The 19,856-nt window shown below is 37.5% G+C and carries 19 protein-coding genes; 4 read left to right on the top strand and 15 right to left on the bottom strand.

The window, feature by feature from the left end; genetic code table 11:
• Positions 1-15: 15 nt before the first annotated feature.
• Positions 16-525 carry a dUTP diphosphatase gene (locus EGX73_RS05775; RefSeq protein ID WP_005473067.1) on the bottom strand — a complete coding sequence of 170 codons (510 nt, stop codon included), beginning with the start codon at positions 523-525 and terminating at the stop codon, positions 16-18.
• 211 nt (positions 526-736) lie between these two features.
• On the opposite strand from EGX73_RS05775, the gene proB reads away from it, so the two are divergent.
• Together proB and EGX73_RS05765 are read left to right on the top strand one after the other, a co-directional pair.
• Positions 737-1,546, top strand: a complete 810-nt coding sequence (gene proB, locus EGX73_RS05770) for a glutamate 5-kinase (RefSeq protein ID WP_005473069.1) — start codon at positions 737-739, stop codon at positions 1,544-1,546.
• Complete coding sequence (locus tag EGX73_RS05765) at positions 1,543-2,787, top strand: glutamate-5-semialdehyde dehydrogenase (protein ID WP_003129264.1); 1,245 nt, start codon at positions 1,543-1,545, stop codon at positions 2,785-2,787. Before proB ends, EGX73_RS05765 begins: the two co-directional genes overlap by 4 nt.
• A gap of 88 nt (positions 2,788-2,875) precedes the next feature.
• On the opposite strand, the gene EGX73_RS05760 is transcribed toward EGX73_RS05765, so the two are convergent.
• Positions 2,876-3,271, bottom strand: coding sequence for a DUF4809 family protein (locus EGX73_RS05760; protein WP_003129263.1), 396 nt, complete (start codon positions 3,269-3,271; stop codon positions 2,876-2,878).
• Between the two features lie 144 nt (positions 3,272-3,415).
• Here EGX73_RS05760 and EGX73_RS05755 point away from each other — a divergent pair, with 144 nt between their 5' ends.
• Positions 3,416-3,619 (top strand): hypothetical protein, encoded by a 204-nt coding sequence (locus EGX73_RS05755; RefSeq protein WP_003129262.1) that lies wholly within the window; start codon positions 3,416-3,418, stop codon positions 3,617-3,619.
• Between the two features lie 41 nt (positions 3,620-3,660).
• Here EGX73_RS05755 and EGX73_RS05750 read toward each other — a convergent pair whose 3' ends face one another.
• Complete coding sequence (locus EGX73_RS05750; protein WP_003129261.1) at positions 3,661-4,479, bottom strand: ZIP family metal transporter; 819 nt, start codon at positions 4,477-4,479, stop codon at positions 3,661-3,663.
• Between the two features lie 197 nt (positions 4,480-4,676).
• Between EGX73_RS05750 and EGX73_RS05745 the strand changes: the two genes are divergently transcribed.
• Complete coding sequence (locus tag EGX73_RS05745) at positions 4,677-6,299, top strand: ABC-F family ATP-binding cassette domain-containing protein (protein ID WP_003129260.1); 1,623 nt, start codon at positions 4,677-4,679, stop codon at positions 6,297-6,299.
• A 62-nt stretch (positions 6,300-6,361) separates the two neighbouring features.
• On the opposite strand, the gene EGX73_RS05740 is transcribed toward EGX73_RS05745, so the two are convergent.
• The 12 genes from EGX73_RS05740 to yaaA form a co-directional block, all read right to left on the bottom strand.
• Positions 6,362-7,237, bottom strand: coding sequence for a DegV family protein (locus EGX73_RS05740; protein WP_005473073.1), 876 nt, complete (start codon positions 7,235-7,237; stop codon positions 6,362-6,364).
• A gap of 152 nt (positions 7,238-7,389) precedes the next feature.
• Complete coding sequence (locus tag EGX73_RS05735) at positions 7,390-8,682, bottom strand: adenylosuccinate synthase (RefSeq protein ID WP_003129258.1); 1,293 nt, start codon at positions 8,680-8,682, stop codon at positions 7,390-7,392.
• Between the two features lie 203 nt (positions 8,683-8,885).
• A complete protein-coding gene (dnaB, locus tag EGX73_RS05730) occupies positions 8,886-10,256 on the bottom strand; it encodes a replicative DNA helicase (protein WP_003129256.1) in 1,371 nt (456 codons plus the stop codon).
• A 121-nt stretch (positions 10,257-10,377) separates the two neighbouring features.
• Positions 10,378-10,830: a 50S ribosomal protein L9 gene (rplI, locus tag EGX73_RS05725; protein WP_003129255.1), complete on the bottom strand. Its 453-nt coding sequence runs from the start codon at positions 10,828-10,830 to the stop codon at positions 10,378-10,380.
• Between the two features lie 13 nt (positions 10,831-10,843).
• The gene (locus EGX73_RS05720) at positions 10,844-12,295 is read right to left on the bottom strand and encodes a DHH family phosphoesterase (protein WP_005473080.1); all 1,452 of its coding nucleotides are present in this window, start codon (positions 12,293-12,295) and stop codon (positions 10,844-10,846) included.
• A 258-nt stretch (positions 12,296-12,553) separates the two neighbouring features.
• Positions 12,554-12,790: a 30S ribosomal protein S18 gene (gene rpsR, locus EGX73_RS05715; protein ID WP_003129253.1), complete on the bottom strand. Its 237-nt coding sequence runs from the start codon at positions 12,788-12,790 to the stop codon at positions 12,554-12,556.
• Positions 12,791-12,813: 23 nt separating this feature from the next.
• The gene (gene ssb, locus EGX73_RS05710) at positions 12,814-13,332 is read right to left on the bottom strand and encodes a single-stranded DNA-binding protein (RefSeq protein ID WP_003129252.1); all 519 of its coding nucleotides are present in this window, start codon (positions 13,330-13,332) and stop codon (positions 12,814-12,816) included.
• Positions 13,333-13,374: 42 nt separating this feature from the next.
• Positions 13,375-13,674, bottom strand: coding sequence for a 30S ribosomal protein S6 (gene rpsF / locus EGX73_RS05705; protein WP_003129251.1), 300 nt, complete (start codon positions 13,672-13,674; stop codon positions 13,375-13,377).
• A gap of 223 nt (positions 13,675-13,897) precedes the next feature.
• On the bottom strand, positions 13,898-16,327 hold the full coding sequence (gene gyrA / locus EGX73_RS05700; protein ID WP_229073633.1) for a DNA gyrase subunit A: 2,430 nt from the start codon (positions 16,325-16,327) through the stop codon (positions 13,898-13,900).
• 71 nt (positions 16,328-16,398) lie between these two features.
• Positions 16,399-18,348 (bottom strand): DNA topoisomerase (ATP-hydrolyzing) subunit B, encoded by a 1,950-nt coding sequence (gene gyrB, locus EGX73_RS05695; RefSeq protein ID WP_005473082.1) that lies wholly within the window; start codon positions 18,346-18,348, stop codon positions 16,399-16,401.
• 5 nt (positions 18,349-18,353) lie between these two features.
• Entirely contained in the window at positions 18,354-19,466 is a 1,113-nt protein-coding gene (recF, locus tag EGX73_RS05690; protein ID WP_005473084.1) for a DNA replication/repair protein RecF, read from the bottom strand.
• Positions 19,453-19,692, bottom strand: a complete 240-nt coding sequence (gene yaaA, locus EGX73_RS05685; protein ID WP_003129246.1) for a S4 domain-containing protein YaaA — start codon at positions 19,690-19,692, stop codon at positions 19,453-19,455. The genes recF and yaaA overlap by 14 nt, the downstream gene beginning before the upstream one ends.
• Positions 19,693-19,856 lie beyond the last annotated feature (164 nt).

The following is a 19,856-nucleotide window of genomic DNA, read 5'->3' as shown; positions in this document are numbered from 1 at the left end:
GCGTATATCGAACAATCACAGATCTGAGGAACCAAATCCTCCAGAGCGTGATTGACTGGTTACATCTTGATCCGCTTTTAAAAACGGCAAGAAGATCCCTTGACCAATTCGTTCACCTTTTTTGATGGTCAAATCACTGGGACCAAAATTCGTAAATTGAAACATGATATGCCCTTCATTATCAGAATTATTGTAATAATCACTGTCAATGACTCCGACACCATTTGTTAGTAACAAAAAACGTTTGAGAGGATTGCTCGAACGATTCGTTAATTGTAAATACTCTTCTTTTCCCATATATGATTTGATTCCAGTCGGAACCAGTGTCGGTTTGATTGCTTTTTGAACATCTTTAGCTGTCAACGCTTGGATGCCATTCATCAACCCCGCTTTCCATATACTAGGTATTACGACTTCTTCTGCCGCTTCAAAATCATACCCTGCCGCATGGTGTGTTGCGCGTTGCGGAAGAGCTATATCCTTATCTGCATATGTTGAAACAATTTCAAATCCACGTGTCTTCATCTTTTCCTCCAATTAATAAACATATAGTCATTTTAGCATAGTAACCCTTGTTTTCTTTAATGAAAACAAAATTAACAGAAACTCTTTATATTTTCTTCGCTTCCGCAGTCAAAAAAACGAAGAAAATAGAAAAAAGACATGACGAAAGGCTATTTTGCTAGTACAATAGAAAAAATATTATTTACTGAATTCAGAAGAGGTGGTTACATCCATGCGAGAGAAACTAAAAAAAGCGAATCGAGTCGTTATCAAAATCGGGACCAGTTCCCTCGTCTATCCCAATGGAAATATCAACTTCTCGAGTATTGATGAACTGGCTTTTGTTCTGTCCGATCTAAAGAATCAAAACAAAGAGATTATTCTCGTTTCTTCTGGTGCTATTGGTGTAGGGATGAATAAACTAAACATTCCACAACGTCCTGTAGAAATCCCCCAGCAACAAGCTGTTGCAGCCGTGGGGCAAGCCGAATTAATGAATATTTACAATCACCGTTTTCAAGTTTACAATCAAAAAACTGCTCAATTATTGTTGACTCGAGATATTATTGAGTTTCCTCAAAGTCGAGAAAATGTATGTAATACATTGGAGCAGCTCTTAGCGATGGGAATTATCCCAATAATCAACGAGAATGATACAGTTGCCATAGATGAGTTGGACCATCTTACTAAATTTGGTGATAATGATCAATTATCTGCAATTGTAGCGCAGTTAGTCCATGCGGATCTGCTGATTATGCTATCCGACATCGATGGGTTTTATACTGCTAATCCGCTACATCATAAAACTGCTAAACTTTATGATGAAATTACTGAGATTACACCTGATTTAATGAAACAAGCAACCGGAAAAGGAAGTCCGTATGGAACTGGTGGCATGTCAAGCAAATTAAAAGCTGCGGATCGTATTCTCAAAACAGATGCCACAATGATCTTGGCGAATGGGAAACAGCCTAAAATCATTTTTGATATCTTAGCTGGCAAAAAGGTTGGCACTTACTTTTACAAGGAGGAAACATTATGATCGATTTAATGCAATTGGGAAAGCAAGCAAAAAAGAGTGCGGCCTCACTTAGCTTACTAACCGCTACTGAGAAAAATCACTTACTATCAGCTATGGCCGATACACTTGAAAGAAATCGTTCACGAATTTTAACAGAAAATAAAAAAGACCTTGCTGCTGCAAAAAAAAATGCATTAAATTCAACTTTAATTGATCGCCTAGAATTAACTGATGAACGAATCAAGGAGATGGCAACTGGTATTCGAAAAATCGTTCAGCTCCCTGATCCACTTGGAATCGTGGACAAAATGTGGCGCAATAGTGATAATCTCTTAATTGGTAAACAACGTGTACCATTAGGTGTTGTGGGAATTATTTATGAAGCAAGACCCAATGTTACAACAGATGCTGCCGGTCTATGTTTCAAATCTGGGAATGCTGTCATTTTGCGAGGAGGTAAAGAAGCCTTCTACTCAAATCAAATCCTTGTAAATCTTTTGCAAGAAACATTAAGCGCCAATGGATATTCACCCTATTCTATTCAATTTGTTGATGACACCAGTCATGCAGTGGCTGATCAAATGATGCGCTTGAACAAGTACTTGGATGTACTGATTCCACGAGGCGGTGCTAACCTCATTCGTCGTGTCAAAGAAACAGCAACAGTTCCTGTCATTGAAACAGGAACAGGTAACAACCATATCTTTATTGACAAAGATGCACAGCTTCCGATGGCTGTCGACATTGTTGTCAATGCCAAAACTCAGCGACCTTCTGTTTGCAATGCAATCGAAACGATCCTCGTTCATAAAAGTTGTGCAGCAGACTTTCTACCTTTACTAGAAAAAGAACTGAAAAATAAAGTAGAGTTGCGTGCTGATACTAACGCGCGAAACTATTTAATAAATGCGCAACCTGCTACTGAAGAAGATTGGCAAACCGAATTTCTAGATTATATTGTAGCCATCAAAGTTGTAGATTCCATCGATGAAGCAATTGCCCACATCAATCATTACAACACTAAGCATTCTGAAGCTATCGTCACGGATAACTACTTTGCCTCTCAGAAATTCTTACAAGAAGTAGATGCTGCTGCAGTATATGTCAATGCATCTACACGATTCACGGATGGGTTTGTTTTTGGTTTTGGAGCAGAAATCGGCATTTCAACTCAGAAATTGCATGCTAGAGGCCCAATGGGACTCGAAGCTCTGACTTCCACCAAATATATTATCTATGGAGAAGGTCAAATACGTAAATAAAAAAGCTGCTTGATTCCGGAGACTTCAATCTTTAAGTGATTTTCACTTTTGATTGAAAGTTTCTTTTTCAAGCTGCTTTTCTGATTGATTATGCTTGTTCAATTACAAATTCAACTGGTTCCATAGCGAAGAGTTGCTGTAAAACTGCATTTGCTTCTGTAAACAATTCCTGATCACAGGCTTTTTTCTGACAAACAATTCTTTGTTCTTTTGAAACAAATACTTGTGTAGCATCATTATCCACAAATTTCACTTCTTGATTCTCTTTTCGAAAAATGTAGCCCTCTTCTTCGTCTAATAATAGCGCTGTCTGCCAATGCTCATTTTGGATAAGTGGCATTACTAAAGATGCTACGTCCAGATTTTCTACAGAAACTTCTTTACCATTCTCTAAGTGCATCGTAAACGTTTCTAACTCAAAGGCCTGGCAAGCATTGCACCCTCCTTCCGTAATAAAATGTTTACTTTTGATAATTGCTTTCATGTTCTCACCTGCTTTTTTTTACCAGTTTACCTCACTAACATCTCTTTGACTACCGACGGAGAAAAAATTCCGCCTTAAGATGGATGTTCCACCTCTTCTTTCTTGATAAAATAAATTTAAGAAAAAGGTATAGGAGGATTTATTATGAATACACAAAGTTTGTTAGGTAAAATCGTAACTGTTGTAGCAGTTTTAGTTCTGGCTTCATTGCTCTTATCTCTCGTCTTAGGATTAATTGGCGGATTGATTGGTTTAATTTTTCGTTTTGGTATTCCTTTATTGTTAGCTGTTCTAATTGTTCGGTGGCTGACAAACGTTCGACAACGACCAAAAAAATACTATAACTAACAAAAAGACTTGGAGCATTATCTGTTCCAAGTCTTTTTTGATTATCCTAAAGCAACATCCAAAACCATCATCAGAATGAAGCCTGTCATAACACCAAAAACTGCAAAATGCCGTCGACTACTAGCTGTTTGTTGTGCTTCAGGTATTAGTTCCTCTACCACTACATAAATCATCGCTCCCGCTGCAAATGCTAAAGCATATGGCAAAACGGCTGTCATACTTGTTACCAGCAAAGCGCCTATAACACCGGCAATCGGTTCAACGATCCCAGAAGCTTGTCCATAGACAAAGGCCTTATTACGACTCAATCCTTCCTGTCTTAAAGGAATGGATACAGCAGCTCCTTCGGGAAAATTTTGGATCCCAATACCTATAGCTACTGAAATAGCTGCCAAAACTGCTGCCCGAGGATCTTCCGAGCTGGCGGCTGCTCCAAAAGCCACACCAACTGCCAAGCCTTCAGGAATATTGTGTAATGTGATGGAGAAGACCAACAGAATCGTTCGTTTTAAATGGCTTGGAAAGCCTTCTGTTTCATGGTTAGGACCAAAGTGCATATGCGGTAATGTTTTGTCTGCAGCATATAAAAATAGTCCACCCAATCCAAAACCAATACTAACCACAAGCCATGGGATATCCCCATTTTCTTCCGCACGAGCGATAGCAGGGTCTAGTAATGACCAAAAACTCGCAGCAATCATTACACCGGAAGCGAATCCCAACATCGTATTCAGAACATTTTTATTGATATCCTTAAAAAAATAAACAAGTGCCGCACCTAGAGCAGTCATGGCGTATGTAAATAAAGTACCAGCCAAAGCCTGCTGCCACGGGGACAGTTGCATTAACCATTCAACCAAAACATTTCTCTCCTCCTATCTTCTCCCTTTACTCTAGCATAGGAAAACGCTTGATTCTAGCCTTTTGTTTTACTCAAAATAATTCTAAGCTCCTTGTTTGATTGTAGGGAAATCCTTGAGTTTACTTGAAACTTTCAACATTCATCGCTATAATGCTAGGAGACTCAATGTCAATATATATAAAGTGAGGAAAAGAATTGATTACAGTAAGTGATGTAAGTTTGCATTTTTCAGATCGCAAACTGTTCGACGATGTTAATATTAAGTTTACGCCTGGCAATTGCTATGGTTTGATTGGTGCAAATGGTGCTGGTAAATCAACTTTCTTAAAAATATTATCTGGAGAAATCCAACCATCTACAGGAAATGTTTCATTAGGACCCGATGAACGAATGGCTGTTTTGAAACAAAATCATTTTGACTTCGAAGAATACCCAGTTATTGAAACTGTTATCATGGGTCACAAACGATTATACGACGTAATGAAAGAAAAAGATGCGATCTACATGAAAGAAGACTTTAGTGACGAAGATGGTATCCGTGCTGCTGAACTAGAAGGAGAGTTTGCTGAACTGGATGGTTGGGAAGCTGAACCTGAAGCCGCAGTTCTCTTACAAGGGTTGAATATCCCTGATGAATTACACCATGTCCAAATGAAAGAATTAACAGCTGGTCAACGTGTGAAAGTGTTGTTAGCACAAGCTCTTTTCGGAAAACCAGACGTCTTGCTCTTGGATGAGCCGACTAATGGATTGGATATCCAATCTATTAACTGGTTAGAAGAATTTTTAATCAACTTTGATAATACCGTTATCGTAGTTTCCCATGACCGTCACTTCTTAAATAAAGTATGTACCCATATGGCAGATCTAGATTTTGGGAAGATCAAACTGTATGTCGGAAACTATGATTTTTGGTTAGAATCAAGTCAATTAGCAGCAAAATTGCAATCACAATCAAATGCGAAAAAAGAAGAACAAATCAAAGAACTGCAAGAATTTATTGCCCGCTTTAGTGCAAACGCGTCAAAATCAAAGCAAGCCACTTCTCGAAAGAAAATGTTGGATAAAATCACACTTGATGATATTCAACCTTCTTCACGCCGCTATCCTTTTGTAGGATTTAAACCAGAACGGGAAATTGGGAATGACTTGTTGCAAGTAGATAATGTCAGTGTGACTATTGACGGTAAAAAGATTTTAGATAATATCTCATTCACTTTGAATAAAGATGACAAAGTTGCTTTTATTGCCAACAACGACATCACAACGACTACATTATTCAAAGTTATTATGGGCGAGATCGTGCCAGATACTGGTAGTGTACGCTGGGGTGTTACAACACAACACGCTTACTTGCCAAAAGATACTACTGGTGAATTTGATACGGATACACCAATTGTTGATTGGTTGCGTCAGTATGCTAGTAAAGAAGAGGATGATAATACATTCTTACGTAGTTTCTTAGGTCGGATGCTGTTTTCAGGTGATGAAGTCTTAAAACCAGTCAATGTTCTATCGGGTGGCGAAAAAGTTCGTTGTATGTTATCAAAACTAATGCTATCAAAAGCTAATGTTCTTGTCTTAGACGATCCAACAAATCACTTAGATTTAGAATCGATTACTGCATTGAATGATGGCCTTATGGCTTTTACCGGCTCTTTACTTTTTGCCTCTCATGACCATCAATTTATTCAAACGCTTGCAAATCGAATTATCGCCGTTTCAAATAAAGGTGTTGTTGATCGTGCAGAGACTACCTATGATGAGTTCTTAGACAACAAAGATGTACAACAAAGAATTCAAGAATTATATAATTGATCTCCAAATGAAAAAGCCAAATGCAAGAACTCTTGCATTTGGCTTTTATATTTAAGAGAAAATCAATCACTGATCAAACGTGTTTTTCCGAATGAAAAAAGTGCCAAACAACCATATCCTGTATGGCTGGCAATTGTTGGTCCTAAAGGATAATGATAAATAATTAATGCTGGAAATTGCTCTTTCAAGAGTCTTAACACTTTTTCTGCTGCTTCGTCATCACCTGCATTTGCAAGATAAACCGTCTCTATTTGAGATTCACGCAGATTCGCTACTGTTTTATCAACAATTTTTTGAATTGATTTATTTCGACCTCTCACTTTATCGACATTTTTCAACTTTCCATCTGTATCTACAGTAATAATTGGTTTAACATTTAATAGGCCGCCAATGGCCGCTGCTGTTTTAGATATTCTACCGCCTCTTTCAAGATGTCGAAGATCATCAACTGTCACCCAAGAATCTAGAGATAATTTATGTTCTTCTACCCACTGGCTGACCTCATGAAGAGACCAACCTTCACTTTGTCTTTTTGCTGCTTCCGCTACTAAAAAACCCTCTCCCAAACTAGCAGATTTTGTATCAATGAGTGTGATTTCAGCATGAGGGTATTCTTCTTTAAGAATAGCAACAGCTTGAACAGCGCTTTGAAAAGAACCGCTCATTCCAGACGAAAAACCTAGATAAAGTATCGGTGTGTGCGATTCTACATATGGACGAAAAAATTCAACATAACGTCCGACGTTGATTTGAGAAGTTGTCGGTTGTGCATTTTCTTTTAATTTTTCTAAAAACCACTTGGCATCAAATTGTTCACCCATATCATCGATATATTCTTTTCCTTCAAGTTCAATTGTCATAGATATATATTGAACACCCAATTCAGCTAATCTTTTTGCTGGTAGATCACAACATGAATCTGTAATGATTTGATACATAGGTACACCCCCTTTGATAACCTTATTATAGCAAAAAAAGAACAAGGCAGAAGAAATCATACTTGAAGACGGGAAAATCATCGATTTTCTTCTAAAATACTCTGCCTTGTTCTTTCTACTATTCAATTCTACTAATTAATTCTACCCACTGATTAGATTTGTGCCCAAACACTCTCTAATATATTCGTTTGATTACGATCTGGCCCTACTGAAAATGTTGAGATACGAACCCCAACTAATTCAGAGATACGATGTACATAGTTACGTGCATTTTCAGGAAGATCAGCTAATGTTTTGCATCCAGTAATATCTTCTGACCAGCCTGGTAACTCTTCATAGACTGGTTTACAACGATTCAATTCTTTTAGACTTGCAGGATAATGATAAATCAATTCTCCATCTAATTCATAAGCAGTACAAATTTTTACAGTTTCCAAGCCGCTCAAAACATCAATTGAATTTAGAGACAGATTCGTGATACCAGAAACACGTTTTGAATGACGCATGACAACAGAGTCAAACCAACCAACACGACGTGGACGACCAGTTGTCGTACCATATTCACGGCCAACTTCACGAATTTGATTGCCTGTTTCATCAAAAAGTTCTGTTGGGAATGGGCCATCACCAACTCTTGAAGTATATGCTTTACAAACACCAACTACTTTATTGATTTTAGAAGGACCCACACCACTACCAATAGTTACTCCACCAGCTACTGGATTTGAGGATGTTACGAACGGATATGTTCCTTGATCAATATCTAGCATAACTCCTTGAGCACCTTCAAACAGTACGCGTTTTCCTTGATCTAGCGCATCGTTTAGAATAACTGAAGTATCCGTTACATATTTCTTGATTTGTTGACCATATTCATAATACTCTTCAAAAATTTCTTCAAAAGCAATCGGCTCATCATCAAACATTTTAACAAATTGACGATTTTTTTCTTCAAGATTGATACGTAATCTTTCTTCAAAAATTTCTTTATCAAGAAGATCAGCAATTCGAATACCTACACGAGCGGCTTTATCCATATAAGCTGGACCAATCCCTTTGATCGTTGTTCCGATTTTATTGTCACCTTTAGCATCTTCTTGTAACTGATCTAATTTGATATGATACGGTAAAATAACATGGGCACGGTCAGAAATTTTCAAATTATCTGTTATTATATTATTCTCTTTTAGATAGGCAAGTTCCTTAACAAGAGATTTTGGATTCACAACTACGCCATTTCCGATCACGCTAATTTTATCTTTATAAAAAATACCGGATGGAATCAAGTGTAATTTATATGTCACTCCATCAAACTTAATAGTATGTCCTGCATTGTCTCCACCTTGATAACGTGCAATCACTTCCGCATTTTCACTCAAAAAGTCGGTAATCTTCCCTTTTCCTTCATCGCCCCATTGGGTACCTACTACTACTACAGATGACATTTAATGACCTCTTTCTTTATATATTGCACTCCATAAGTATTGTACCAGTATTCGATCATGGATTCAATCTAAAATCGAATGATTGAATTCATTAAAATGAAAAAAAGCAGAAAAAAACGAACTATATTTTATTTATTTTTTTTATACAAAGCTAAATACGAATAAAAAAAAGCGACCGGCAATAGTACCAGTCGCAACCTATCCTATGCAAACTCAACTCTTGGAGATAGAGAGGAAAACTTATTGTATTCCTTGATAAACAATAATTCAACTGTTCCCCGTGCTCCACTTCTGTTCTTTTCAATAATCACTTCAATGACATTATTGTTTTGCGGCTCTTCACCGCCATCCTCTTCGTCACCTTCACGTTGATAGTAATCGTCTCGATAGAGAAATGCAACAATGTCTGCATCTTGCTCAATAGATCCAGATTCACGAATATCACTTAAAACTGGACGTTTATCTTGGCGTTGTTCCACCCCTCGTGATAATTGAGAAAGCGCAATAACTGGAACTTTTAATTCTTTGGCTAATTTCTTCAATTGCCGAGAAATCTCAGAGACCTCTTGTTGACGGTTTTCTCTTCCTGTACCTTCAATCAATTGCAAATAATCAATCAATATCAAACCCAAATTCCCTTTTTCCTGTGCTAATTTACGACAACGTGCTCGAATCTCGGAAATTTTGATTCCAGGTGTATCATCAATATAAATACTAGCATTCGACAAACTTCCCATGGCCACGATCAAATTGCGCCACTCTTCTTCTGACAGTTGACCGGTCCGTAAATGGCTGGCTTCAATAGATCCTTCCGCACATAGCATTCGATTGACTAATGATTCTGCACCCATCTCTAAGCTGAAGATGGCGACAGAACGATCTGTTTTTGTTCCTACATTTTGTGCTATATTTAGTGCAAAAGCTGTTTTACCAACAGCAGGACGTGCTGCTAAAATAATTAGCTCTTCTTTTTGAAGTCCAGCTGTCATTTTATCTAAAGCTGCATAGCCAGTAGGCAATCCGGTAATTTCTTCGTTATTTTGCGCTAACTGATCAATATTTTCAATTGTTCGATTTAACACATCAGCAATAGACTGAAATCCGTTGCTATTTCTTTTTTCTGAAACCTCTAAAATGCTTTTCTCTGCTTGATCGACAATCGATTGAACATCTTCATCTTGTTCAAACCCCTTTGTCACGATACGACTAGCGGTTTGAATCAAGTTGCGTAAAGTCGCTTTGTCGTCCACGATTTTTGCATAATAAGCAATACTAGCGGCCGAAGGAGAAGCTTGGCTAAGTTCTGTTAAATAAGTAAGCCCGCCGATATCTTCCAGACTATTACTTTTTTCTATTTCTGCTTTCAATGTGATTAGGTCGATGGATTCATTACGATCATTGAGTTGAATCATCGCTTGAAAGATAATCTGATGGCTGCGCCGATAAAAATCTTGTGGTTCAATAATTTCCATCGCATCAATAATTGAATCCGCGTCTAAAAAGATTGCTCCTAAAACCGCTTGCTCAGCTTCAATGTCTTGAGGCGGAATTTGATTTTGCCATACTTCATTCATGACTTTCGCTCCTAATCTAGTGTTCATTTATTCTACAGGATATCAAATCAAAGCACAAGAGAACCTCGATTACAAAAATATCCGCTTAAAAAAACCCAACATTTTACTGTTGGGAAACTTTTTATTCTTGTACCGTTTGGACGGTAATTGTAGCAGTTACTTTAGAATGTAATTTGACGGGCACCTTTGTATAACCTAATGCCCGAATGGGTTGTTCTAACTCAATTTTCCGCTTGTCCAATTTTATACTATATTGTTTGTTCAAAGCATCAGCAATTTGTTTTGATGGAATAGAACCAAACAATCGACCATCTTCTCCTGCTTTCGCTTTAATTCTAACAACTGTTTCTTCCTTTTCAAGGACTGTTTTTAGTTCTTCAGCCTCCGCCAGTAATTCCGCTTCATGTTTTTCTTGTGCTTTTTGTTTTCCTTTTAATTCGGCCATGCTTTCATTATTAGCTGGTTTAGCTAAGTTGTTTTTAATTAAGAAGTTTTGTGCATACCCATTTGGTACATCCTTAATATCTCCTTTTTTTCCTTTTCCTTTAACATCTTGCAAGAAAATAACTTTCATCTGTGGTCACTCCTCATTCTCTTTCTAACTTGTTAAGTTCTTGAATTAACATTTTTTTGACTTCATCCAAGCTTTTATCCTTGATTTGAGTAGCTGCATTTGTGAAGTGGCCTCCTCCACCAAGTGCTTCCATTAAAACTTGCACGTTGATTTTGCCAGTGCTTCGAGCACTAATACCGATCAACTTACTAGGCTGCCTTGTGATCACAAAAGCAGCATGAATCCCATTGATTGATAAAAGCGTATCCGCTGCCTTAGCGACTGTCACACTGTCATATACTCGTTTATCATCAGCTACTGCGATAACGATATCTTCTTTGTAATGTTTGCTTTTAGAAACTAGTTCACTAATCATTAAATAGGAGTCTAAATCCGTACTAAGCATATATTGAACAAGTGAAGTATCCGCACCATGATTTTTGAGGTATCCAGCTATATCAAAAGTTCTACCAGTTGTTCGAACAGAGAAATTCTTTGTATCGACATAAATTCCCGCCAATAAAGAAGTAGTGATAAATTTGGGAATTTGTGTTTTGCGAGTAGAACGATATTGTATCAACTCAGCGACTAACTCTGATGCCGAAGATGCTGTTGATTCAATATAAGTCAACAACGGCTTATCTGGAAACTCATCTCCGCGACGGTGATGATCAATTACAGCAATTTTATCAAATACATCATAAACTTTTTGTGAGATTGACATAGACGGTTTATGATAATCAACCATTACTAAGACACTTTCCTCATTGGATAAAGTTACAGCTTCCTCACCTGAAATAACAATTCGTTCTAAATCAGGATATTTCTTCAATTCTTCTAATACCCGTTCAATATCCGCAGTAATTTCTTTAGGATTTAAAATGATGTAACATTCACGTTCACTCATCATTGCCATATAAGCAACTCCAAAGGCTGCACCTAAAGCATCCATATCAGGGTACCTGTGTCCCATGATAAATACCTTTTTATTATCAGCAAATATTTTTTTTAATGTAGTACTCATAGCCCGAGAGCGAACACGAGTTCTCTTGGGCGTACCATCTGTATTCCCCCCAAAAAACTGTGGTTTTGCTTCCTCATCAGCTTTCTTCAGTACCACTTGATCCCCACCACGTACCAAGGCGATATCTAAATTATTTTGAGCTACTTCGCCTATTGTCTCTAGCGATTCTTCTCCGTAAGAGATTCCCATACTAATGGTTAAGGCTAAGTCATTCTTTTCAGCAATATTACGAACACGTGTCAAAAATTCAAAATTCCCTTTTTTCATCTTCTCAATATCTTCAATCTTGGCAACAAAAAGAAAGCGTTCAGAATTAATCCGCTTATAAAAGATATGATTTTCACTGGCCCAATCTGAAATCAGCGTCGTGATCAAAGAGTTCAAGTAGGATATTTGTTTGTCATCTTTTTTGTCAATTAGATCATCATAGTTATCAATTGAAATAAGTCCGATTGCTGACATAATTTAACTCCTCAATAAACTGCTATAGAAATATTAAACACTTTTATATTTTACCACATCTTATACGAATAAGCGATTTCCTAAATAAAGTTTCACGTGAAACTTTATTTAGGAAACCACAAATCAAATACCGGCAAAGATTTTTTCGTTATTTAAAGATTGAATTAAATAACAAATACACTAAATGTTTTTAGTAATAGTATATACAAAAAAGTTGACAACTGTCAAAAACAGTTGTCAACTTTTGAATAGTAAAAATTATTCTTCGCCTACAAATGGAAGTAATCCCATGATACGTGCGCGTTTAATTGCAACAGTTAATTTACGTTGGTTTTTAGCCCCTGTACCTGTTACACGACGTGGCAAAATTTTTCCACGTTCAGAAATGAAACGTTTTAACAATTCTGTATCTTTATAATCGATGTGTTCGATATGATTTGCAGCAATATAGTCTACTTTGCGACGTTTACGTCCGCCTCTTCTTTGTTGTGCCATTCTATTTCCCTCCTATCAATTTATTAGAATGGTAAATCATCGTCTGAAATGTCAATTGACGAGTTTCCGAATGGATCAGAATTATCTCGATCAAAGTTAGGCATTCCTGATGGTTGAGAGGATTGATTTTGATTTGTGCTATTGTTTCCGAATCCAGAAGAACCACTAGTATTATACGAAGTATTTCCACCGCTTTCGGTAGTGCGTCGTTGTTCAGAAGCATTTCGAGATTCTAACAATTGAAAATTGTCTGCTACAACTTCAGTTACATATACACGTTGTCCTTGTTGATTGTCATAAGAACGTGTTTGGATTCTTCCAGTCACACCAAGTAATGTACCCTTACGAGCATAATTAGCCAGTGTTTCTGCAGGTTTTCTCCAAATCACACAATTGATGAAATCAGCTTCACGTTCTCCACTTTGGTTTGTAAAATTACGATTTACAGCCAATGTAAAAGACGCGACGCCAGTGCCGTTAGCAGTGTATCGTAAATCAGGATCTTTGGTTAATCTTCCTACTAATACAACATTATTAATCAAAGTTCATCATCTCCTCATCGCTTTGTTTCATGTGAAACAATTTTATTCTTCTTCTTTGACAATCATGTGACGGATAATATCGTCATTGATTTTAGCAAGACGGTCAAATTCATTGATTGCACTTGCATTTGATGGAGAAGAAACTTTAACGATGTGATAGATACCCTCACGGAATCCATCCATTTCATACGCTAGACGGCGTTTTTGCCAATCTTTAGACTCGATAACTTCAGCTCCGTTATCTGTCAAGATCGTGTCAAAACGTGCGATCAATGCAGATTTTGCTTCTTCATCAATGTTTGGACGAATGATGTATAAGATCTCATACTTCGTATTTTCCATTGATTATTCACCTCCCTGTGGTCTTAGGCCCCTAGTATATTCTAGGAGCAGAGAGAGTCGCCTGATTAGACTACTCACAAATACCAATTATACATTTTTTTCATCCATAATACAAGATTAATTTTTTGACTTTTGACAGTAAAATTGCTTGCATCAATAAGTACGCACAAAATATTTTCATTTATTAAAAAAACTCCAACAACATCGTGTTGGAGTTACATTACTATTCATCATTCTGACTTTCAGAAGATATTTCTTCTTCTGTTTCAGAAACTTCCGGATCTACAGTGGCCATCGTGACTACTTTCGCTCCGTTTTCCATCTTCATTAAGCGAACGCCTAAAGTTGCACGTCCAGTTTGAGATACTGTTTCAGCGTTAAATCGGATAATGACACCTTTGTCTGTAATTAGCATGATATCTTCTTTGCCTGAAACTGTAGTCAATCCAGCTAACGGTCCATTTTTCGCAGTAATATTCGCAGTTTTTATTCCTTTACCACCACGCCCTTTTATTGGGTATTCTGAACCTTTTGTACGTTTTCCGTAGCCATTCTCTGTGATAACTAATACTTCACTATCTTCTTTGATCACAGAAGCGCCGACAACATAGTCATCTTCTCTTAAACGGATGCCTCGAACGCCTGCAGCAGTTCGTCCCATATCTCGAACCAGCTCTTCTTTAAATGTAACTGAATAGCCATTGTGTGTACCAATAATCATCACATCTTGCCCATTGGTTTCTACTACATTAACTAATTCATCATTTTCGCGTAACCCAATAGCAATCAATCCATTGGCCCGAATATTGGAGAAAGCAGTAACTGATGTACGTTTTACTATACCTAGCCGTGTCGTGAAGAACAGATAACGTCCTTCTTGAGGTCCTCCAGAAGCAGAGATAATCGCTTCGATGCGTTCGTTTGAATCAATACCTAAAAGATTGATCACAGGAATACCTTTAGCAGCTCGTCCGTATTCAGGAATTTCGTATCCTTTAGCTTTATAAACTTTCCCCATGTTAGTAAAGAAAAGTAAAGTATCATGAGTTGAACAAGAAATCAACGTTTTAACAAAGTCTTCATCGTGAATCCCCATGCCTTGAACACCACGACCTCCACGACGTTGAGCCCGAAATTCAGAATTTGCTACTCGTTTGATATACCCATTATTTGTCAGCGTAATGACAATTTCTTCTTCTTCAATCAAATCTTCATCTTCAAGACTCAATACTTCTCCAACAAGTAATTCTGTTCGGCGCTCATCACCAAAGCGTTGACCTAATTCTTGCAATTCTGTTTGGATAATTTCTAAAACTCGCTGAGGATTAGCTAAAATATCTTTTAAGTCAGCAATCAATTCCAACAAACTTTGATATTCATTTTCAATCTTGTCTCTTTCTAATCCTGTTAAACGACGCAAACGCATATCTAGAATCGCTTGCGCTTGTCGATCTGATAGACTGAAACGTTCCATCATTGTGTTTTTTGCTTCATCATCTGAATTAGATGCTCTAATCAATGCAATGATTTCATCAATATGATCAAGAGCAATCCGTAATCCTTCCAAGATGTGAGCACGTGCTTCTGCTTTGTTTTTGTCAAATTGAGTACGACGCGTTACTACCTCTTGTTGATGCTCGATATAATTTTCTAAAATTCGTTTCAAACTTAAAATTTTTGGTACGCCTTTTTCAATCGCCAGCATATTAAAGCCAAAAGATGATTGAAGAGCCGTCATTTTATAAAGGTTGTTCAAAATAACTGAAGCACTAACGTCACGACGAACATCGATCACAATACGCATACCTTCTCGAGAAGATTCATCGCGCAAGTCCGTAATACCTTCGATTCGTTTGTCTCGATGAAGTTCTGAAATCCGCTCAATTAATTTTGCTTTATTGACCATGTACGGCAATTCGGTGACTAGAATTCTTTCTTTACCATTAGGCATCTCAGTAACTTCAACTTTTCCTCGTACCGTAATGGACCCTTTACCTGTCTCATAGGCCCGTCGAATACCTGATTTACCCATAACTAGGCCGCCCGTTGGAAAATCAGGTCCGGGCAAAACTTCCATCAATTCATTCGTTGTTACTTCAGGATTTTCCATTAGCAGCTCAATAGCCGCAATTACTTCATTCAAATTATGTGGTGGAATGTTCGTTGCCATACCTACCGCAATACCTGTTGTACCATTGACTAAGAGATTAGGAAAACGAGCAGGCAATACTGCAGGTTCTCTTTCAGTATCGTCGTAATTACTTTGAAAATCGACGGTATCTTTATTAATGTCTCTTAGCATTTCCATTGCTAATTTGCTCATGCGGGCTTCAGTATACCGCATCGCGGCAGCACCATCACCATCGACTGAACCAAAGTTACCATGACCATCCACTAACATATAACGATAACTAAACGGTTGCGCCATCCGCACCATTGATTCGTAAATCGCACTATCACCATGAGGGTGATATTTACCCATTACATCACCGACGATACGGGCTGATTTTTTATGAGGTTTGTCTGGTGTAACCCCTAATTCATTCATTCCATATAAAATTCTACGATGAACTGGTTTTAGTCCATCTCGAACATCTGGCAAGGCCCTTGCAACAATAACACTCATCGCATAATCGATAAAGGACTCACGCATTTCACTTGTCAGATTGACATCATGAATATTTTGTTTTGCTTCACTCAAGCTATTTCCTCCTTTACGATTGGCTAGATATCAAGATTTTTAACATAATGTGCATTCTCTTCAATAAAGGCACGCCTTGGTTCTACACGATCGCCCATTAGCATTTCAAAAATTTGATCTGCTTCAATTGCATCGTCTACACTTACACGGAGCATCATCCGGTTTTCCGGATCCATTGTTGTTTCCCAAAGCTGATGGTCATCCATCTCACCTAAACCTTTGTATCGTTGAACACTTGGTTTAGGCGTTGCAGGCAATGACTCGATTGTATTCTTCAAATCTTGTTCTGCGTTTTTGCCTGGTTGGATATAATGGATATTTTTTCCTTGTTTTACCCCATAAAGTGGTGGTTGAGCAATATAAACATACCCAGCTTCAACAATTGGTCGCATATAGCGATAGAATAAAGTTAATAGCAATGTTCGGATATGTGCGCCATCGACGTCGGCATCAGTCATAATTACTAATTTATGATAACGTGCCTTAGAAACATCAAAGTCTGCTCCAAATCCTGTGCCCATCGCTGTAAATAGTGAACGGATTTCTTCATTTGCCAAAATTTTATCCATGCTTGCTTTTTCGACATTTAAAATTTTCCCTCGAATAGGCAGAATCGCTTGGAATTCACGACTTCGTCCTTGTTTAGCTGATCCTCCAGCTGAGTCTCCTTCGACAATAAATAATTCGCATTTCTCAGGATCATTACTTGAACAATCTGCTAGCTTACCTGGCAGATTACTAATTTCAAGAGCACCTTTACGTCGAGTCATCTCACGCGCACGCTTAGCTGCTTGACGTGCTTTAGAGGCTAGCAGTCCTTTTTCAACTACTTGGCGCCCAACTGCTGGATTCTCCATCAAAAATTTTGTGAAATGCTCTGAAAATAAACGATCAGTTACAGTCCGCACTTCTGAGTTCCCTAATTTTGTTTTTGTTTGTCCTTCAAACTGAGGATCTGGATGTTTGATGGAAATAACCGCTGTAAGACCTTCTCGAACATCTTCACCTGTTAGATTCTCATCATTTTCTTTCATTAGCTTAGACTTACGTGCATAGTCATTGATAACCCGAGTCAAAGCTGTCTTGAATCCAGACTCATGGGTACCACCTTCATACGTATGAATATTATTAGCAAAACTTAGCAAATTGTTATGATAGCTATCTGTGTATTGTAGAGAAACTTCAACCGTGATGCCCTGTTGTTCCCCTTCAAGATAGATTGGTTCAGGAAAAATAACTGTCTTACTTGCATTTAAGTGTTCAACGTAGCTTTTAATTCCGCCGTCATAATGATATTCCTTCAGAACAGGATGTTCTTCTCGTTTATCTTCAATTGAAATTTTTAAGCCGCGATTCAGAAAAGCTAATTCTCGAACACGTGTAGCCAACTTATCAAAGTTAAAAACAGTAGTTTCTGTAAATATTTCAGGATCCGGTACAAAGTGAACAGTAGTCCCATGACGATCTGTTTCGTCAATCACTTTTAGATCTTCGACAACAGCTCCCCGATGGTATTCTTGATAATAAACTTTGCCTTCTTTGTATACTTTAACATCTAATGTGGTAGATAATGCGTTTACCACTGAAGAACCTACACCATGCAAACCCCCTGAAACTTTATATCCGCCACCGCCAAATTTTCCACCTGCATGAAGAATAGTAAATACAGTTTCAACAGCAGGTCTGCCAGTCTTTGCTTGAATATCTACAGGAATTCCCCGACCGTCATCGACAACAGTAATACTATTATCTTCTTCGATAATTACTTGAATTGCTGTAGCAAAACCAGCAAGTGCTTCATCAATCGAATTATCTACGATTTCCCACACAAGGTGATGGAGCCCTTCTGAACTGGTCGATCCGATATACATTCCTGGACGCTTGCGTACCGCTTCTAAACCTTCTAAGACTTGAATCTGACTGGCGTCATATTCTTTGGCACGTTCAACTAAACTTTTTTCTTCTTCTGTCATTCAGTCTATTCTCCTTTTATGTGTCCTTTGTCTACGTAAAAAATCTCTGCTTCAACAGACATTTTATCTTTTACATGTTCAAGTGTGGTTGTAGTAATAAATGTTTGTACTTTTCCTTCAATTGTTTCTAGTAAGTGTAACTGACGAGAATCGTCTAATTCACTCATGACATCATCTAACAAAAGAATCGGATATTCTCCCGTTTCTTCTTTCATCAAATCAATCTCTGCCAATTTTACACTTAATGCAGTGGTTCGCTGTTGACCTTGGGATCCGAATGTTTGAACATTCCTATCATTGATTAAAAAGTTGAGATCATCTCGGTGTGGACCCACTAGAGAAATCTGTCTCATTTTTTCACGTGTTTTCACTTGATCCAGTGCATCTTTGAATTGTTGTTGAACTTGTTCTAGAGATGCACTTACAGTACCAACACTAGACAAGTATTCTATTTGTAAAACTTCTTTTTCATCACTTATTTTTTGATGGAGTTGATTGGCCCAAAATGCTAATCGTTTTACAAAACGTTGTCGTGCAAAAATGATCTTGCTGCCAAATTCAATCAATTGTTCAGTCAACACAGTGAGATAGAGCTCATCATTTTGCTTTTTTTCAAATAATTGCTTCAAATACTGATTTCGCTGTTTCAAAACACTTTGATATTGCACAAGATCATACAAATAAATCGGATCAATCTGTCCAATTTCCATATCGATAAATTTTCTTCTTACTTGAGGACTTCCTTTAACAAGTGAAAGATCTTCGGGGGCAAAAAGAATTACATTCAATTGCCCTATGTAACTACTAAGTTTTTTTTGCTCAATATGATTGACTTTCGTTTTACGACCTTTTTTAGTTAAAAATAATTCTAATGGTATGGTAGAATGCCCTCGAGACACAGCTCCGCTAACTTGAGCCCCAGCTGTATCCCAACGAATCAACTCTTGTTCACTTGTAGTTCGATGACTTTTTGTCATCGCTAAAACATAAATACTTTCTAAAACATTGGTTTTTCCTTGAGCATTCTCGCCTAAAAAAATGACAAGATTTTTATCGAAAGATAATTCCAAAGATTCATAGTTGCGATAATTATTTAGCTGAAGATTATTCAGACGCATCTGAGGCTTCCTTCTTTACCATAAAAAAAGTACCCTCATCAGGTATCTCAATCCTCATTCCCGCATATAATTTGCGGCCTCGTCTATTCTCTGGCTCTCCGTCTACAAGTACCGTATGTTCAGCTAGGAACCATTTTGCTTGTCCTCCACTGCTGATTACGCTGACTTCTTTCAACATTTGTCCTAACGTCATATATTCAGTTTCTAAAGGTATTTGCATTTTCATATTATCCCTCGATTCTATAGAAGAACGTATACCATTATTATACTCTTTTTTAAGGAATAAAACAAATTTATCCGTATAATTTTCATTCTGAGAAGTTTTGATTGTTTTAGATAAAAAATAAGCAAAAACAAAAAGAAGGGCTTAAAATCGATTTTAAGCCCTTC

The organism is Enterococcus sp. FDAARGOS_553 (genome assembly GCF_003812305.1).
In the GTDB taxonomy this organism is placed as follows: Bacteria; Bacillota; Bacilli; order Lactobacillales; family Enterococcaceae; genus Enterococcus_D; species Enterococcus_D gallinarum.
Note: the sequence above shows the minus strand (reverse complement) of the source record. Positions and strands in the feature narration are given on the sequence as shown.

Coding starts and splice junctions, on each gene's coding strand:
- yaaA (WP_003129246.1), bottom strand. CDS start 19,692: ATGAAAATGCAAATACCTTTAGAAACTGAATATATGACGTTAGGACAA.
- EGX73_RS05735 (WP_003129258.1), bottom strand. CDS start 8,682: ATGTCATCTGTAGTAGTAGTAGGTACCCAATGGGGCGATGAAGGAAAA.
- gyrA (WP_229073633.1), bottom strand. CDS start 16,327: ATGCGTGAGTCCTTTATCGATTATGCGATGAGTGTTATTGTTGCAAGG.
- rpsF (WP_003129251.1), bottom strand. CDS start 13,674: ATGGAAAATACGAAGTATGAGATCTTATACATCATTCGTCCAAACATT.
- EGX73_RS05765 (WP_003129264.1), top strand. CDS start 1,543: ATGATCGATTTAATGCAATTGGGAAAGCAAGCAAAAAAGAGTGCGGCC.
- rpsR (WP_003129253.1), bottom strand. CDS start 12,790: ATGGCACAACAAAGAAGAGGCGGACGTAAACGTCGCAAAGTAGACTAT.
- proB (WP_005473069.1), top strand. CDS start 737: ATGCGAGAGAAACTAAAAAAAGCGAATCGAGTCGTTATCAAAATCGGG.
- rplI (WP_003129255.1), bottom strand. CDS start 10,830: ATGAAAGTTATTTTCTTGCAAGATGTTAAAGGAAAAGGAAAAAAAGGA.
- EGX73_RS05760 (WP_003129263.1), bottom strand. CDS start 3,271: ATGAAAGCAATTATCAAAAGTAAACATTTTATTACGGAAGGAGGGTGC.
- EGX73_RS05755 (WP_003129262.1), top strand. CDS start 3,416: ATGAATACACAAAGTTTGTTAGGTAAAATCGTAACTGTTGTAGCAGTT.
- EGX73_RS05775 (WP_005473067.1), bottom strand. CDS start 525: ATGAAGACACGTGGATTTGAAATTGTTTCAACATATGCAGATAAGGAT.
- recF (WP_005473084.1), bottom strand. CDS start 19,466: ATGCGTCTGAATAATCTTCAGCTAAATAATTATCGCAACTATGAATCT.
- EGX73_RS05720 (WP_005473080.1), bottom strand. CDS start 12,295: ATGTCAGCAATCGGACTTATTTCAATTGATAACTATGATGATCTAATT.
- gyrB (WP_005473082.1), bottom strand. CDS start 18,348: ATGACAGAAGAAGAAAAAAGTTTAGTTGAACGTGCCAAAGAATATGAC.
- EGX73_RS05740 (WP_005473073.1), bottom strand. CDS start 7,237: ATGTATCAAATCATTACAGATTCATGTTGTGATCTACCAGCAAAAAGA.
- dnaB (WP_003129256.1), bottom strand. CDS start 10,256: ATGAATGAAGTATGGCAAAATCAAATTCCGCCTCAAGACATTGAAGCT.